The sequence below is a fragment of the Plesiomonas sp. ZOR0011 genome, assembly GCF_000800945.1.
GTDB classification, from domain to species: domain Bacteria; phylum Pseudomonadota; class Gammaproteobacteria; order Enterobacterales; family CAMTGL01; genus Plesiomonas; species Plesiomonas shigelloides.
In genome coordinates this window covers 1-15,028 of sequence record NZ_JRKB01000019.1, presented here as the reverse complement: position 1 = coordinate 15,028, position 15,028 = coordinate 1, and the positions used below count along the sequence as shown (strand labels likewise).

The window sequence follows — 15,028 nt, the reverse complement described above, 5'->3', positions numbered from 1 at the left end:
GTCGCTTGATACGACAGGACTAGCAATATTTCCCTGTGTAACGCAGCCCGACAATCTCTACGTTTTGTACACGTATTGTGACCTTAGCATATTGACTCGTGGGTTCTGCTGCAAGGCTACCTCTCATTGGGTAGCATTCTAGCGGCCTAATTTAATGATGCTCTGATTTTGATCCAGCCTGTGGCACACCGCACGTTTTTTATCATTAAATCCCACTAGCTGAGCGCGAAAAAGCCAACTCTTGTGACAAATTAGGCGAAATTGTCTGTCAAATGTGCAGGTTATTTCACGATTTTTGCGATTGCACAGATTGTGTTCGCAATAATTTGGCCACAGCCGGTGTCAAAATCAGATCCATCGCCAATTCCATTTTGCCCCCCGGTACTACCAGCGTGTTCATGCGTGAAATAAATGCCCCCTGAATCATCGCCAGCAGGTAGGGAAAATCGACCTGAAAATCTTCGCGAAAGTGGATCACCACAAAGCTCTCATCCATGCTGGGAATGCTGGTGGCCGCGAACGGGTTTGAGGTATCCACCGTCGGCACGCGTTGGAAGTTGATGTGGGTACGCGAAAACTGTGGGGTGATGAAGTTGATGTAGTCATCCATCGAGCGCACGATTGAGTGCATGACCGCTTCGCGCGAGTGGCCGCGTTCATGAATATCGCGCACCAGTTTTTGGATCCACTCCAGATTGACGATCGGCACCATGCCAATCAACAAATCCACATGCTGCGCCACATTGTGCTGCTCGGTGACTACCGCACCGTGCAAGCCTTCATAAAACAGCAGGTCAGAGTTTTCCGGCAACGGCTGCCAATCGGTAAAGGTGCCAGGTAGCTGGTTGTAAGGCACGGCTTCGTCGAAGGTGTGTAAGTATTTGCGCACTTCGCCATCGCCGGATTGCGCATAGCGGGCTAGGCAGGCCTCTAAGCGGCCAAAATCGTTGGCTTCCGGGCCAAAATAGCTGATATGCCGTCCTTGCTCGCGGGCGCGGCGCACCGCGGTATCCATTTCGGTGCGGGTGTAGCGGTGAAAACTGTCCCCTTCGATGAAGGCGGCATTGAGCTGCATCTTTTTGAACATCTTGCGGAACACGCGGCTGGTGGTGGTCGTCCCCGCACCACTGGAGCCGGTGACCGCAATAATCGGATGTAACGCAGACATAAGCACTCCTTGCTCAGGTACGCAGCGGCATAAAACCGCGCTTAACCGTTAAATTCGTCGCGACGCATGATGTTCAGGCTCTCATGCAATTCCGACCACACCAGCACCGCTTCACCGCTTTGCAGCTGGCGGCGTAGCTGTTCGGTCTTTTCGGCAAAACTCATCTCTTGCTGGCCATAATCGGTGCCTTCACGCAGGACAAACGATTCCAGCAAATTGTTCAGGGTTTCCGGTTCAAGTTGTTGCCAAGGAATGATCATCGGTTCAATGGGCTCCAAGATAGATCGGCTGTCGCGCAGAGGATTAGCCTTATTCTAAATGAGGGCGCAGCCATTGGGGAATACGCTGCTCTAACCACATCTGTGGCTGCTGCCAAGTGCCACCGACAAACCCGACATGGCCACCATGCTCGGTCAGCTGATACTCAATATTGGCCGGAAGACTATCTCGTGGCGGGATCACCGCCTCGGTCATAAAGGGATCGTCTTTGGCATGTAGCATCAAGGTCGGTACGGTGATGTGTGCCAGTACCGGCAGGGCGCTACAGCGCTGGTAGTAATCTTCGGCGCTGTCAAAGCCGTGTAGCGGGGCGGTCAGCAGATGGTCAAAATCGCGCAAGCGACGCAGTTGGCGGATCTCCGCTTGGTTCAGTGGTAAATCCACCCGCCGCAGCGTCATTTTGCGCAGCAGGTTGCTTTTCATTTTGCCCAGCAGGTACTGATGATAGATACGCGAAAAGCCCTGTTCGAGGCGACGCGAGCACGGTTCGAGGGCAAACGGCGCCGAAACCGTGACCGCGGCTTGCAACAGGCTGTCCGTGCCATATTCGGCCAGATAGCGCGCCAGCATATTGCCGCCGAGGGAAATACCGATGGCCGCTGTGTTCTGCTCACCAAAATTGAATGGTAGCCACTGCAACACGAAGCGGGCATCGGCGGTATCGCCAGAGTGATAGGCGCGCGCTAAACGGTTGGGCTCACTGCCACAACCGCGAAAATGCATCAAAAGCCCCAACCAGCCCGCATCGCGGATCGCTTGCAGCAGTCCGTGGGCATACGGGCTGTGGAAATTGCCCTCCAGACCGTGAAACAGCACCACGCGAGGTTTGTGCTTGGCAGTCAGCGGGCTTTCGGTCCACGCCAGCTCGAGAAAATCGCCGTCCGGCGTCTCCAGTGTTTGCGTTATCGGGGTAAATTGTGGCTGGCGGCGCAGCAGGCGCGGCAACAGCGTTTGCAGGTGCGGGTTGTGCGCACCGCGTAAGGGATGAAAAGGCATGAAGGCGGCCGGCTCATGTGCCGCGCAGATCCTGGCAGACATAGGTGTCACATCAGCAATCCAATAAGAACGTAATCTACGTTGATACCGGATTTTGCGGCAAAAGGAAATGGGGGCGCGTTTATCCCTGAAATCTATCACTGCGCTATGGGGAAGGGGTAAAAACGATGCACCCCCTGCGATACCGGCAGTGCGGCATCGCAGGGGGCGATTCAGTGACGGACTAGGTTTCTTGGTGAACTCGCTTGCGCGAGCTTAACTTAACGCGTCAAAAGCCTGCTGCAGGTTTTCCAGTTCACTTTGGGCATCCAGCCACGCCATCTCGGTTTCTTCCAGCGCGTTTTTGGTGCTGACTTGCAATGACAACAGCTCCGTCATGCGCACTTTCTGACTGGCATCGTACAGCGCCGGATCTGCCAGCTGGGTTTCCACCTCTTGCAGCTTGCTGGTTAAGGTTTCTAACTCTTTTTCCAGTTTGGTCAGCTGACGGCGCAGTGGCTGGGTTTGCTGACGAAATTCCGCTTCGCGGCGCTTTTGCTCTTTACGGGCTTGTGCGCTGTTGGTGTTGTCTTTGTCGCCAGCGTTGCTGGTCGCAGGGCTGTCTTGTTGCTCACGCTTTTGCTCTTCGCTCAGCCAACGCTGGTAATCATCCAGATCGCCGCGGAACAGCACGACCTGACCGTCATGCACCAGATAGAGATCGTCGGTGGTCGAGCGCAGCAGGTGACGGTCGTGCGAAACCACCACCATCGCGCCGTCGAAGTCGATAAGCGCTTCGGTCAGCGCTTGGCGCATGTCCAAATCCAAGTGGTTGGTCGGTTCATCCAGCAGCAGCAGGTTCGGGCGTTGCCACACGATCAGCGCCAGCACCAGACGGGCTTTCTCACCACCGGAGAACGGAGCCACCGGATCGGTGACCTTATCGCCGCGAAAACCGAAGCCGCCGAGATAATCACGCAGCTGTTGTTCGGTTTCTCGCGGTGCTAAACGTGCCAGATGTACCAGCGGGCTCTCTTCTGGATGCAGGGTTTCCAGCTGATGCTGGGCAAAGTAGCCGAGCTTGATGCCGCGCGACAGCTCAACCACCCCGTGTAGCGGCGCCAGCTCTCCGGCCAGCAGTTTAATCAGGGTCGATTTACCCGCGCCGTTGCGCCCCAATAGACCAATACGCGAGCCGGGCACCAAGTTGAGCTTCACGGAGTTGAGGATAATCTTCTCGCCGTAGCCCGCGCTGACTTTTTCCATGCTCAAAATAGGATTCGGCAGACTCTCCGGCGCACGGAAGCTAAAGCGAAATGGGTTATCCACGTGCGCAGGGGCAATCAACTCCATACGCTCCAAGGCTTTCACTCGGCTTTGGGCTTGTTTCGCCTTGGACGCCTTGGCTTTAAAGCGATCGATAAACGATTGCAGATGGGCTACTTTGGCTTGCTGGCTTTCATACAGCGATTGCTGCTGCGACAGTTTAGTTACCCGCTGCACTTCAAAGGAGCTGTAGTTACCGGTGTACTCATCGATGCGTTGCTGCTCGATGTGCAAAATCTTATCGACAATCGGATCGAGGAAATCGCGGTCGTGGGAAATCAGCACTAAGGTGCCGCGATAGCTGTTGAGCCATTTTTCCAGCCAAATTACGGCGTCCAGATCCAAGTGGTTGGTCGGTTCATCCAGCAGCAATAAGTCAGAGCGGCACAGCAGGGCTTGCGCCAAGTTCAGGCGCATCCGCCAACCACCGGAGAAACTTTTCACCGGTTGCACATGCTGTTCAGACGAAAAACCTAAGCCATGCAGTAAGCTGGCAGCGCGGGAGCGAATCGACCACGCGCCAATAGCATCGAGTTTGCCGTGCAGTTCGGCAATCTTGTGACCGTCATTGTCGTGGTTGGCGCAGTCTAACGCCTGTTCAAGTTGTCGGTACTCTCGGTCGCCATCTATGACATACTCAATAGCAGGCATATCCAGTGCCGGCGTTTCTTGATTCACCCAGGCCATCGCCCAGTGGGCGGGTACGGAGATAGAACCGGCATCGGTAGTAAGCTCGCCTTTAATCAAGGCAATCAGGGTAGATTTACCACAGCCGTTTTTTCCCACCAGGCCGACTTTCTGGCCGGGATTGATGGTAGCGCTGGCGTTATCCAGCAACATCTGATTGCCGCGGATTAACTGGATATTAGAAAATACGATCATTGCAGGTTGCCTTTGCGAGCGAGAGCTGATGCGAGAAATGCCAAAAAAACAGGCCTGCATGGTAACGGAAATTCAGGTCACTGACGACCTTCAGGTGACGCAAAGCAGGAGTAATGAATGCGCGAACGGAGCCTTTCCCCGACGCCACCCAACGTTTTATTGATTGTCGCCCACCCGGATCTGCAAGAATCGGTGGCGAACCGTGCACTGCTGGACGGTGCGGCGGCCTTGGATAATGTCACCGTACACGATTTGTACGCCCAGTATCCGGACTTCTTTATCGATGTGCAGCGTGAGCAGACGCTGCTGCGTGATTTCGATGTGATTGTGTTTTTGCATCCGCTGTATCTGTACAGCTGTCCGGCGCTCCTCAAAGAGTGGATGGATCGGGTGCTGGTCAAAGATTTTGCCCACGGTAAACAGGGCGATGCCTTAATGGGCAAGCACTGGCACTCGGTGATCACCATTGGCGGGCCGGCGCGTGCTTATAGCCGTACCGGCTATAACCGCTATCCGATTGAAGAGATTCTGCGCCCGTTTGAGTTGACGGCGGCCTTATGCCGAATGCAGTGGATAGCCCCGCAAGTGATCTATTGGGCGCGCCACTTGCAACCGCATGTGATGCAAACCCATGTCCATAATTTCCAGCAGTGGCTCACCGCCCCGCTGGCGATCGAATCTGAATCTGAGTTGGAGATCGAGTCTGATGTCTGAAACCGGCTCCATGCATGATGTAATTTTATTTTTGAGCGCGGCGGTGATTGCCGTGCCGTTGGCACGTAAAGCGGGGATCGGTGCGGTTCTCGGCTATTTGCTGGCCGGTATGGCCATTGGCCCTTGGGGCTTACGTCTGATTAATGATGTGGAAGCGGTACTGCATTTCTCCGAACTTGGGGTGGTGTTGCTGCTGTTTATCATCGGCTTGGAGTTAAATCCCGGCAAACTGTGGCAGATGCGGCGACCCATTTTCGGCCTTGGCGCGTTGCAGGTGTTATTAACCGCCGGCTTATTGATGGGGCTGCTGCTGTTACTTGGCTTTAGCTGGCAAAGTGCCTTGATCAGTGGTTTGGGGCTGGCGATGTCCTCCACCGCCATGGGCTTGCAGTTAATGCGCGAGTACGGCATGACCCGTAACGATGGCGGGCAGTCGGGCTTTGCCATTTTGCTGTTTCAGGACATGGCGGTGGTGCCGGTATTGGCCTTGATCCCCATGTTGGCGGTGGGCGCCAGTGACACCACGGACTGGTCGATGATTGCGATCCGGGTTGGTGGCGTGGCCGCGTTGCTGCTGGGCGGCCGCTATCTGCTGCGCCCATTGTTCCGCATGATTGCCAATACCGGCGTGCGTGAAGTCTTTACCGCTGCGGCGCTGCTGGTGGTGCTGGGCACCGCCTTCTTAATGCAGGCCATTGGCCTGTCGATGGCGTTGGGTACCTTCCTCGCCGGCGTGTTGTTGGCCGAGAGCGAGTTTCGTCACGAGCTGGAAATTGCCATCGAGCCGTTTAAAGGGCTGCTGCTGGGGCTGTTTTTCATCTCGGTAGGTATGGCGGTCAACTTAGGTATTTTGCTCACCGATCCACTGTGGGTGGCCTTGATGGTGCTGGTCTTGGTCAGCGTGAAAGCGGCAGTGCTGTTTTTGGTCAGTATCTTGTTCCGCTTGCGCCGGACCAGTCGCTTACAGTTGTCGGTGGTGCTCAGTCAGGGCGGGGAATTTGCTTTCGTGCTGTTCTCGGCCGCCGCCGCCAGCCGAGTGATTGACTCCCAGCAACTGGCGTTGCTGCTGGTGAGCGTGAGCTTGTCGATGATGACTACGCCGCTGCTGATGAAGCTGCTCGACCGCTGGTTGGCCAAGGCCCTCAACACCCAAACGGTCAGCGAAGAGCAACCGCATGTGGAGGATGATGAGCCGCAGGTAATCATCGTCGGTTTCGGTCGCTTTGGCCAAATTGTCGGCCGACTGTTGAGTGCTAACAAAGTGCGCATCACGGTATTGGAGCGCGACCCGAACCAAGTGTCGTTCTTGCGCCGCTACGGCTACAAAGTGTATTACGGCGATGCCACGCAATTGGAGCTGCTACGCGCCGCCGGTGCCGCGCAGGCCGATTCCATCGTGATCGCCGCTGACGATCACGAAGCCAACATGCAGATTGTGCACCTGTGCCAAGAGCACTTCCCACAGTTGCAGATTTTGGCCCGTGCTCGTGGGCGGGTGGAGGCTCACGCACTGCTGAGTGCTGGCGTTACCTTATTTAGCCGCGAAACCTTCTCCAGCGCCTTAGAGTTAGGGAAAAAAGCGTTGGTGACCACCGGCATGCATCCGCACCGCGCCTACCGCGCGCAGCAGTATTTCAAACGCTTAGACATGCAGATGCTGCGTGACCTGATGCCACAGCATCAAGCCGGCGTGACCGAGATCTCGCGGGTTAAAGAAGCGCGGCGCGAACTGGATGATATTTTCGAGCGCGAGATGCAAAATGAAAGTCTGCGTCATCAAGGATGGGATGTTGAAGATGAATAAACGTCGGCGTTTTATCGCCGGAGCCGTGTGTCCACACTGTCAGCAGCAGGACACCTTAGCTTTGTACCGGGAGCTGGAAACCGAAGTGGTCGAGTGCGTGCAATGCGGTCATCGCCAGACGCAAGCCGCCGCGCATATCGAACAGCACAAACGCCCAGACGAGCAAATAATCGGGGTTTTTCGCCCGGATTAACATTGTGAGGTTTCCGCGCACTGCCGATTTCCGCTACAATCGGCGCGCGAAAGATAATCCTTTTTCTACCGACGGCAGGAGTTGCCATGAAAATTGCTAAAGACGTGGTGGTCAGCCTGGCCTACCAAGTACGTACAGAAGATGGTGTGCTGGTGGACGAATCTCCGGTCAGCGCGCCGCTGGATTACCTGCATGGTAACGGCAACCTGATCACCGGCCTGGAAAATGCCCTGGAAGGCCGTGAAGCTGGCGCCAGCTTCGAAATTACCATTCCAGCTGAAGAAGCTTACGGTAACTACGACGACAACCTGGTTCAGCGCGTACCAAAAGACGTGTTCCTGGGTGTGGACGAAATCGAAGTTGGCATGCGCTTCCTGGCGGATACCGATCAAGGTCCAGTACCAGTAGAAGTAACCGAAGTGGGCGACGACTACGTTGTTGTTGACGGTAACCACATGCTGGCTGGCCAAGCACTGCACTTTGCGGTGGAAGTGGTTGCAGTACGTGAAGCGACTGCCGAAGAGCTGGAGCACGGTCACGTGCACGGCGCGCACTCACACGAAGGCGGCTGCTGCGGCGGTCACGGCCACGGTGAAGGCGAAGGCTGCTGCGGTGGTCACGGTCATGACCATGACCACGATCATGACCACGAAGGTGGTTGTGGTAACCACGGTGGTTGCGGGTGCAAGCACTGATAGCCGGTCGAGTGGTGGTGCGCGAGCATCCTCACACTCACTGAGCAACATCGAAAAGATAGCAAAAGGGCACCCTAGGGTGCCCTTTTTTATGGCGCGGCTTGCACGTAATGCGATTTTCACTCCACGCGACTTTCCCGAGACTATTTACTCGAAATTATGCCGAGATCAGTAATGCGGCGGAGGCGTCTCTTCCGCCTGCGAAGCCACTGGCGAGGCTTGCACTTCCCGTAACTTGGTGACCGCAAAGCGTACTTGGGTACGCAATTTTTCCAGCTCAATTTGTTGCTGGATAATGACCTTATTCAGCTCTTCGATGGTCACTTCCTGAAATGCCTGACGGCTTTCCAGATGATCCAGCCGTGCCTGTAATGCTGCTAACTCGCTCATTCACGTGCCTCACACCCGTTGATGGCCGGTACTTAGGCACCGGCGGCCACAAAAACGCGATTAAACCCTATTTGAGGGAATTATCCAACCGCTGTGCGGTCAAATCTGCCGGTACAGTGCTGACAGACAAAGATCATCTACACTAAATAATTGTCGTCGCAATGAATTTATACAGATTGCTTTCGGACGCCCTGTGCAGTTTCGCCAATCGCGAGTATATTGATTACTACGCACATCTTTTACGCGTAAGGTATCGTGCGGGCACGTTGCCCGCCCATGGAGGAAGAATGAAACCAGCATTTAAATCATCGCTGATCGCGATGACACTCGCACTGTCTTTAGGCAGCGGCGCTGTGATGGCAGCCGGAGCACCGGCGGCAGAGCCAGCGAATGTGACTGCGCCAAAAGTGGCCGGTTTTGCGAATGAAGATCAGCAGGCAGCCTACGCAATCGGGGCTTCCATGGCGCGTTATGTTTCTGCCAACTTAGATGCGCAGAAAAACATCGGCATGAACCTGAGCCGCGAAGAAGTTCTGAAAGGGATGCAAGAAGCCTTTAACGGCAAATCCAAAATGAACGATACCGAAATCCAGCAAACCCTGCAGGCGCTGGATATGAAGATCAGCAAGCTGGCCCAAGCCAAAATGGCAGAGCAAGCCAAAGCAAACGCCGCAGCCGGTGATGCTTTCCGCGCTAAATTCGCCAAAGAAAAAGGCGTGAAGAGCCTCAAGAGCGGTCTGCTGTATCTGGTAGAGAAAGAAGGTACCGGAGCAACACCGAAAGCGACCGATACCGTAGTGGTTAACTACGTCGGCACCCTGATTGACGGTAAGAAATTCGACAGCTCTTACGATCGTAAAGAGCCGGTCACGTTCCCTCTGAACCGTGTGATCCCAGGCTGGACCGAAGGTCTACAGCAAATCAAAGCTGGCGGTAAAATCAAGCTGGTGATCCCGCCAGAGCTGGCTTACGGTGCTGACGGTACCCCAGGCATTCCACCTAACTCCACACTGGTGTTCGAAGTGGAACTGCTGAAAGTGGAAGCGCCAGCTGCGGCTAAATAAGCGCACGCATCACATTTTCACGAGCAGACAAAAGCCGGCCTGAGTGTCGGCTTTTATTTTTCCGCGCCAGAATTGACCTTTCTGTTACAATCCATGAAAAGTTAACCTGCTGAAATCTATGCGAGATGGAAATGTCGAATGAGCTTATCTTAAATGATGTGCTGTCAGAGCACGATTTACTCGATCACCGGCCTTTCAGTGAGCAGGACCATGAGATCCTGAACTCCTACCATGCCGTGGTTGATGGTCTGGCTGCGCTGATTGGCTCACATTGCGAAATCGTCTTGCATTCGCTCGAAGATTTAAAGCACTCCGCGGTACGGATCGCCAACGGCGAAATCACCGGCCGCACCATCGGCTCACCCATCACCGATTTGGCTTTGCGTATGCTGCATGACATGGAAGATGCCAGCGTATCTCGCGCCTATTTCACCCGCGCCAAAGGCGGGGGGGCGCTGATGAAATCCATCACCATCGCGATCCGCAACCGTGAAAATCGGGTGATTGGTTTGTTGTGTATCAACATCAACTTAGATGCGCCGTTCTCGCAAGTGCTGAAAGCCTTTATGCCTGAAGAAGCGCGGGAAACGCCGTCTAACGTTAACTTCGCCAGCTCAGTTGATGAACTGGTGGCACAAACGCTGGAATTTACCATTGAGGAAGTGAACAACGATCGCAGTGTCTCCAACAACCTGAAGAACCGTCAGATTGTGTTGGCGCTGTATGAGAAAGGGATTTTTGACATCAAAGATGCCATCAACCAAGTGGCCGATCGCCTCAATATTTCCAAACACACCGTATACTTATATATCCGTCAGTTCAAAAATGATGACCTCAGTAGTGGAAGCGACTAATCCTCAACCGCTCAATTACGCCTTGTTGGTGACCGGCCCGGTGTATGGCCAACAAGCGGCGCTCAGTGCTTACCAATTTGCCGGTGCCTTGCTCGCGCGCGGCCATCGCATCAGTCAGGTTTTTTTCTACCGCGATGGGGTACTCAATGCCAACGCCCTGACCGCGCCGGCCAGTGATGAATTTCATCTGGTCAACGCATGGCGTGATCTTGCGGCCGCGCATGATATTGCGTTGAACGTCTGTGTCGCGGCGGCTTTGCGCCGTGGCGTGGTGGATGCCGCGCAAGCCGAACAAGAGCAACTGAGCGCGGCTAACTTACACCCAGCTTTTACCTTGGCTGGGTTGGGGGAACTGGCACAGGCCGCCTTGACCTGTGATCGCGTCGTGCAGTTTTAAGATCCCAAGAGAGTGCTTACCGATGAAGCGCATCGCATTTGTCTTTACCCATGCTCCACACGGCAGCGCTGCCGGACGGGAAGGGCTGGACGCCTTACTGGCCACCTCAGCGTTTAGCGAAGATCTGGGCGTCTTTTTTATCGGCGACGGCGTACTGCAACTGCTACCCGAGCAGCAACCGCAGCTGATCCTAAGTCGCGACTATATCGCTACCTTCGGTTTATTGCCGCTGTATGACATCACCCTGTGTTACGTCAATCTGCCGGATCTGCGTCGCCGTGGCTTGGACGCGCAATGCCCACTGCTGCTCAACCCACAGCGGCTAGAGCAAGATGAGTTGCTGCAGACCCTGCAAGGTTTTGACACCATACTGACCTTTTGATGGCCATCGCGCCACGGTGGCGGCGAGGTCCGGCACCGTGCTGGCGCCCATCATGACTGTTATTGTGTCCATCTCTGTCTCCACCTTGATCCGGATTCAAGGAGTGCCGTTATGCTGTACACCCTGTCGAGTTCACCGTTTGCTAGCCAAGCGTTGACTGACATCCTGCGTCTGGCCACTGAGCAAGACGCCCTGTTACTGTGGAGTGATGGCGTCCTCGCCGCACTTGCCGGCTGCGAGTTTGCGGAACCTCTGGCCGCCAGTCCGGTCAAAGTCTATGTTCTGCAGGCTGATGCGCAGGCGCGTGGTATCGCAGAACGACTATTGTCGCAGATACAAGTTATTGATTATTCAGGTTGGGTTGCGCTCACCGAGCAATATCCACAACAACTGGCGTACTGAATTGCCAGCGGCGTTGGTGATAAAATCAGCGTTTGCGGTACCCTGAATAGCCAAACTGCAGTACACTTGAAGCTTGCCTTAAATGCATATGTTGTATATTTCTTGACACCTTTAAGGCACGATCCTAGAATGCTGCGTCCCCATACTCTGGGGAGGATTTTTCACGTGTTTACGAAGTAAAACCAGGAGCTATATTTAATGGCAACTATTAACCAGCTGGTACGCAAACCGCGCACCCAGAACGTTGAAAAGAGCAACGTTCCAGCGCTGCAAGCGTGTCCGCAAAAGCGTGGCGTATGTACTCGCGTATATACCACCACTCCAAAAAAACCAAACTCCGCTCTGCGTAAAGTTTGCCGTGTTCGTCTGACTAACGGTTTTGAAGTTACCTCCTACATCGGCGGTGAAGGTCACAACCTGCAAGAGCACTCCGTAGTTCTGATCCGCGGTGGTCGTGTTAAAGACCTGCCAGGTGTGCGTTATCACACCGTTCGCGGCGCTCTGGACTGCGCTGGCGTTAAAGACCGTAAGCAATCTCGTTCCAAGTACGGTGTAAAACGTCCTAAGTCTTAATGGTTCTCCGTTAAGTAAGGCCAAACACCCATTTACAAATCAAAAACTCTTTGAGTTTTGGATAACCTGAAGTTTTAAACGGAGAATTCCTATGCCACGTCGTCGCGTGATTGGTCAACGTAAAATTCTGCCGGATCCAAAGTTCGGATCTGAGCTGTTGGCTAAATTCATCAACGTTGTGATGGTAGACGGTAAGAAGTCTACTGCTGAATCAATCGTATACACTGCACTGGACATCCTGGCTCAGCGCTCTGGCAAAGATCACCTGGTAGCTTTCGAAACTGCTCTGGAAAACATTCGTCCAGCAGTAGAAGTTAAAGCACGCCGTGTAGGTGGTTCTACTTACCAGGTGCCTGTAGAAGTACGTCCAGTACGTCGTAACGCGCTGGGCATGCGTTGGCTGGTTGAAGCTGCTCGTAAGCGCGGTGAAAAATCCATGGCTCAGCGTCTGGCGAACGAACTGTCTGATGCTGCAGACAACAAAGGTACTGCAGTTAAGAAACGTGAAGACGTTCACCGCATGGCTGAAGCCAACAAGGCGTTCGCTCACTATCGCTGGTAATACCGAAAAGTGCAGACTCTGTTGGGAGTCTGCACTTCCTATTTTCCGACAGAAGAACGCCCTTAGTTCATAGAGGAAGACATCGTGGCTCGTACTACTCCTATCGAGCGCTACCGTAATATCGGTATTAGTGCTCACATTGACGCCGGTAAAACTACTACTACCGAACGTATTCTGTTCTACACCGGTGTAAACCACAAAATCGGTGAAGTTCATGACGGCGCAGCCACCATGGACTGGATGGAACAGGAACAAGAGCGTGGTATTACCATCACCTCCGCTGCGACTACTGCATTCTGGTCAGGTATGGCTAAGCAGTATGAACCGCATCGCGTAAACATCATCGACACCCCAGGACACGTTGACTTCACCATCGAAGTAGAACGTTCTATGCGTGTACTGGACGGTGCAGTAATGGTTTACTGTGCGGTAGGTGGCGTTCAGCCACAGTCTGAGACCGTATGGCGTCAGGCTAACAAATACAAAGTACCTCGTATCGCGTTCGTTAACAAAATGGACCGTATGGGTGCTAACTTCCTGAAAGTTGTTGGTCAGATCAAAACCCGTCTGGGCGCGAACCCTGTTCCGCTGCAGCTGGCAATTGGTGCTGAAGAAGGCTTCACCGGTGTTATCGACCTGGTGAAAATGAAAGCCATCAACTGGAACGATGCAGACCAAGGCGTGACCTTCGAATACGAAGAGATCCCAGCTGACATGCAGGATCTGGCTGACGAATGGCACCAGAACCTGATCGAATCCGCTGCCGAAGCTTCTGAAGAGCTGATGGAGAAATACCTGGGTGGTGAAGAACTGACTGAAGAAGAGATCAAAAATGCTCTGCGTCAGCGCGTTCTGAACAACGAAATCATCCTGGTAACCTGTGGTTCTGCGTTCAAGAACAAAGGTGTTCAGGCGATGCTGGATGCGGTAGTTGACTACCTGCCATCCCCAGTTGACGTTCCTGCGATCAACGGCATCCTGGACGACGGTAAAGATACTCCGGCTGAGCGTCACGCAAGTGACAAAGAGCCGTTCGCTGCACTGGCGTTCAAAATCGCTACCGACCCATTCGTGGGTAACCTGACTTTCTTCCGCGTTTACTCTGGTGTGGTTAACTCCGGTGACACCATCCTGAACTCCGTGAAGTCAGCGCGTGAGCGTTTTGGTCGTATCGTACAGATGCACGCTAACAAGCGTGAAGAGATCAAAGAAGTTCGTGCGGGCGACATCGCTGCAGCTATCGGTCTGAAAGACGTGACCACTGGTGACACCCTGTGTGACCCAGATCACCCAATCATTCTGGAGCGTATGGAATTCCCTGAGCCGGTAATCTCCATCGCAGTTGAACCAAAAACCAAAGCTGACCAAGAAAAAATGGGTCTGGCTCTGGGCCGTCTGGCGAAAGAAGACCCGTCTTTCCGCGTATGGACTGACGAAGAGTCTGGCCAGACTATCATCGCCGGTATGGGTGAATTGCACCTGGACATCATCGTTGACCGTATGAAGCGTGAATTCAACGTTGAAGCGAACGTGGGTAAACCTCAGGTTGCTTACCGCGAAGCGATTCGTGCGAAAGTTACCGATGTTGAAGGTAAACACGCTAAGCAGTCTGGTGGTCGCGGTCAGTACGGTCACGTTGTGATCGACATGTACCCACTGGAGCCGGGCTCTAACCCGAAAGGTTACGAGTTCATCAACGACATCAAGGGTGGTGTAATTCCTGGCGAATACATCCCTGCCGTTGATAAAGGCATCCAGGAACAGCTGAAGTCTGGCCCTCTGGCTGGCTATCCAGTTGTTGACATGGGTGTTCGTCTGCACTTCGGTTCTTACCACGACGTTGACTCCTCTGAACTGGCGTTTAAACTGGCTGCGTCTCTTGCCTTTAAAGAAGGCTTTAAGAAAGCAAACCCAGTTCTGCTTGAACCAATCATGAAGGTTGAAGTAGAAACTCCGGAAGAGAACACCGGTGACGTTATCGGTGACTTGAGCCGTCGTCGCGGTTTGCTGCGTGGTCAGGAATCCGACGTAACTGGCGTTAAGATCCATGCTGAAGTTCCATTGTCTGAAATGTTCGGCTATGCAACTCAGCTGCGTTCTCTGACCAAAGGTCGTGCATCATACACTATGGAATTCCTGAAGTATGATGATGCGCCAAACAACGTTGCTCAGGCCGTTATTGAAGCCCGTGGTAAGTAATCCACAGGATTAAAACCCAGGTTTAAACCTAAGTCCCGTGCTCTCTCCTCAGGGGAGAGCACAATAGTAAGGAATATAGCCGTGTCTAAAGAAAAATTTGAACGTACTAAACCGCACGTTAACGTTGGTACTATCGGCCACGTTGACCACGGTAAAACTACCCTGACTG

General features: G+C 53.8%; 18 protein-coding genes. 13 read left to right on the top strand and 5 right to left on the bottom strand.

The annotated features are described in order from the left end of the window. Positions 1–286: 286 nt before the first annotated feature. The 4 genes from L975_RS02940 to L975_RS02925 all read right to left on the bottom strand — a co-directional run bounded on the left by L975_RS02940 (position 287) and on the right by L975_RS02925 (position 4,630). Positions 287–1,168, bottom strand: a complete 882-nt coding sequence (locus L975_RS02940) for a phosphoribulokinase (protein ID WP_010862752.1) — start codon at positions 1,166–1,168, stop codon at positions 287–289. A 41-nt stretch (positions 1,169–1,209) separates the two neighbouring features. Continuing rightward, the gene (locus L975_RS02935) at positions 1,210–1,428 is read right to left on the bottom strand and encodes a YheU family protein (protein WP_010862751.1); all 219 of its coding nucleotides are present in this window, start codon (positions 1,426–1,428) and stop codon (positions 1,210–1,212) included. A 49-nt stretch (positions 1,429–1,477) separates the two neighbouring features. Beyond that, positions 1,478–2,443 carry a hydrolase gene (locus L975_RS02930; RefSeq protein WP_047707097.1) on the bottom strand — a complete coding sequence of 322 codons (966 nt, stop codon included), beginning with the start codon at positions 2,441–2,443 and terminating at the stop codon, positions 1,478–1,480. Between the two features lie 255 nt (positions 2,444–2,698). Further along, positions 2,699–4,630, bottom strand: coding sequence for an ABC transporter ATP-binding protein (locus L975_RS02925; protein WP_047707096.1), 1,932 nt, complete (start codon positions 4,628–4,630; stop codon positions 2,699–2,701). A 117-nt stretch (positions 4,631–4,747) separates the two neighbouring features. Between L975_RS02925 and kefG the strand changes: the two genes are divergently transcribed. The 4 genes from kefG (at position 4,748) to slyD (ending at position 8,036) form a co-directional block, all read left to right on the top strand. Then, positions 4,748–5,344: a glutathione-regulated potassium-efflux system ancillary protein KefG gene (gene kefG, locus L975_RS02920; protein WP_010862748.1), complete on the top strand. Its 597-nt coding sequence runs from the start codon at positions 4,748–4,750 to the stop codon at positions 5,342–5,344. After that, on the top strand, positions 5,337–7,148 hold the full coding sequence (gene kefB / locus L975_RS02915) for a glutathione-regulated potassium-efflux system protein KefB (protein WP_010862747.1): 1,812 nt from the start codon (positions 5,337–5,339) through the stop codon (positions 7,146–7,148). The genes kefG and kefB overlap by 8 nt, the downstream gene beginning before the upstream one ends. Further along, complete coding sequence (locus L975_RS02910) at positions 7,141–7,341, top strand: YheV family putative zinc ribbon protein (protein WP_010862746.1); 201 nt, start codon at positions 7,141–7,143, stop codon at positions 7,339–7,341. The genes kefB and L975_RS02910 overlap by 8 nt, the downstream gene beginning before the upstream one ends. Before the next feature lie 86 nt (positions 7,342–7,427). Further along, positions 7,428–8,036, top strand: coding sequence for a peptidylprolyl isomerase (gene slyD / locus L975_RS02905; RefSeq protein WP_010862745.1), 609 nt, complete (start codon positions 7,428–7,430; stop codon positions 8,034–8,036). Between the two features lie 168 nt (positions 8,037–8,204). Here the strand turns inward: slyD and L975_RS02900 are convergent, their stop codons facing one another. Further along, a complete protein-coding gene (locus tag L975_RS02900; RefSeq protein ID WP_010862744.1) occupies positions 8,205–8,426 on the bottom strand; it encodes a SlyX family protein in 222 nt (73 codons plus the stop codon). A 287-nt stretch (positions 8,427–8,713) separates the two neighbouring features. On the opposite strand from L975_RS02900, the gene fkpA reads away from it, so the two are divergent. The 9 genes from fkpA to L975_RS02855 form a co-directional block, all read left to right on the top strand. Next, positions 8,714–9,490: an FKBP-type peptidyl-prolyl cis-trans isomerase gene (fkpA, locus tag L975_RS02895; RefSeq protein WP_010862743.1), complete on the top strand. Its 777-nt coding sequence runs from the start codon at positions 8,714–8,716 to the stop codon at positions 9,488–9,490. 131 nt (positions 9,491–9,621) lie between these two features. Beyond that, positions 9,622–10,344: a transcriptional regulator gene (locus L975_RS02890; RefSeq protein ID WP_010862742.1), complete on the top strand. Its 723-nt coding sequence runs from the start codon at positions 9,622–9,624 to the stop codon at positions 10,342–10,344. After that, positions 10,319–10,741, top strand: coding sequence for a sulfurtransferase complex subunit TusD (gene tusD / locus L975_RS02885; RefSeq protein WP_052181245.1), 423 nt, complete (start codon positions 10,319–10,321; stop codon positions 10,739–10,741). The genes L975_RS02890 and tusD overlap by 26 nt, the downstream gene beginning before the upstream one ends. Positions 10,742–10,763: 22 nt before the next feature. After that, entirely contained in the window at positions 10,764–11,123 is a 360-nt protein-coding gene (gene tusC / locus L975_RS02880; RefSeq protein WP_047707093.1) for a sulfurtransferase complex subunit TusC, read from the top strand. Between the two features lie 111 nt (positions 11,124–11,234). After that, a complete protein-coding gene (gene tusB, locus L975_RS02875) occupies positions 11,235–11,525 on the top strand; it encodes a sulfurtransferase complex subunit TusB (protein WP_047707092.1) in 291 nt (96 codons plus the stop codon). A 198-nt stretch (positions 11,526–11,723) separates the two neighbouring features. Further along, positions 11,724–12,098, top strand: coding sequence for a 30S ribosomal protein S12 (gene rpsL / locus L975_RS02870; protein WP_010862737.1), 375 nt, complete (start codon positions 11,724–11,726; stop codon positions 12,096–12,098). Between the two features lie 91 nt (positions 12,099–12,189). Beyond that, positions 12,190–12,660, top strand: a complete 471-nt coding sequence (gene rpsG / locus L975_RS02865) for a 30S ribosomal protein S7 (RefSeq protein ID WP_010862736.1) — start codon at positions 12,190–12,192, stop codon at positions 12,658–12,660. A gap of 84 nt (positions 12,661–12,744) precedes the next feature. Then, entirely contained in the window at positions 12,745–14,859 is a 2,115-nt protein-coding gene (gene fusA, locus L975_RS02860) for an elongation factor G (protein ID WP_010862735.1), read from the top strand. An 81-nt stretch (positions 14,860–14,940) separates the two neighbouring features. After that, a partial coding sequence (locus tag L975_RS02855; RefSeq protein ID WP_002436303.1) for a GTP-binding protein occupies positions 14,941–15,028 on the top strand: 88 nt, incomplete at its 3' end.

Bases quoted from the DNA above. Each gene is read 5' to 3' on its own strand.
- L975_RS02925 (WP_047707096.1), bottom strand. From the start codon at position 4,630: ATGATCGTATTTTCTAATATCCAGTTAATCCGCGGCAATCAGATGTTG.
- slyD (WP_010862745.1), top strand. From the start codon at position 7,428: ATGAAAATTGCTAAAGACGTGGTGGTCAGCCTGGCCTACCAAGTACGT.
- kefB (WP_010862747.1), top strand. From the start codon at position 5,337: ATGTCTGAAACCGGCTCCATGCATGATGTAATTTTATTTTTGAGCGCG.
- L975_RS02910 (WP_010862746.1), top strand. From the start codon at position 7,141: ATGAATAAACGTCGGCGTTTTATCGCCGGAGCCGTGTGTCCACACTGT.
- rpsG (WP_010862736.1), top strand. From the start codon at position 12,190: ATGCCACGTCGTCGCGTGATTGGTCAACGTAAAATTCTGCCGGATCCA.
- fkpA (WP_010862743.1), top strand. From the start codon at position 8,714: ATGAAACCAGCATTTAAATCATCGCTGATCGCGATGACACTCGCACTG.
- L975_RS02930 (WP_047707097.1), bottom strand. From the start codon at position 2,443: ATGCCTTTTCATCCCTTACGCGGTGCGCACAACCCGCACCTGCAAACG.
- rpsL (WP_010862737.1), top strand. From the start codon at position 11,724: ATGGCAACTATTAACCAGCTGGTACGCAAACCGCGCACCCAGAACGTT.
- kefG (WP_010862748.1), top strand. From the start codon at position 4,748: ATGCGCGAACGGAGCCTTTCCCCGACGCCACCCAACGTTTTATTGATT.
- L975_RS02890 (WP_010862742.1), top strand. From the start codon at position 9,622: ATGTCGAATGAGCTTATCTTAAATGATGTGCTGTCAGAGCACGATTTA.
- tusC (WP_047707093.1), top strand. From the start codon at position 10,764: ATGAAGCGCATCGCATTTGTCTTTACCCATGCTCCACACGGCAGCGCT.
- tusB (WP_047707092.1), top strand. From the start codon at position 11,235: ATGCTGTACACCCTGTCGAGTTCACCGTTTGCTAGCCAAGCGTTGACT.
- L975_RS02935 (WP_010862751.1), bottom strand. From the start codon at position 1,428: ATGATCATTCCTTGGCAACAACTTGAACCGGAAACCCTGAACAATTTG.
- tusD (WP_052181245.1), top strand. From the start codon at position 10,319: ATGACCTCAGTAGTGGAAGCGACTAATCCTCAACCGCTCAATTACGCC.
- L975_RS02940 (WP_010862752.1), bottom strand. From the start codon at position 1,168: ATGTCTGCGTTACATCCGATTATTGCGGTCACCGGCTCCAGTGGTGCG.
- L975_RS02900 (WP_010862744.1), bottom strand. From the start codon at position 8,426: ATGAGCGAGTTAGCAGCATTACAGGCACGGCTGGATCATCTGGAAAGC.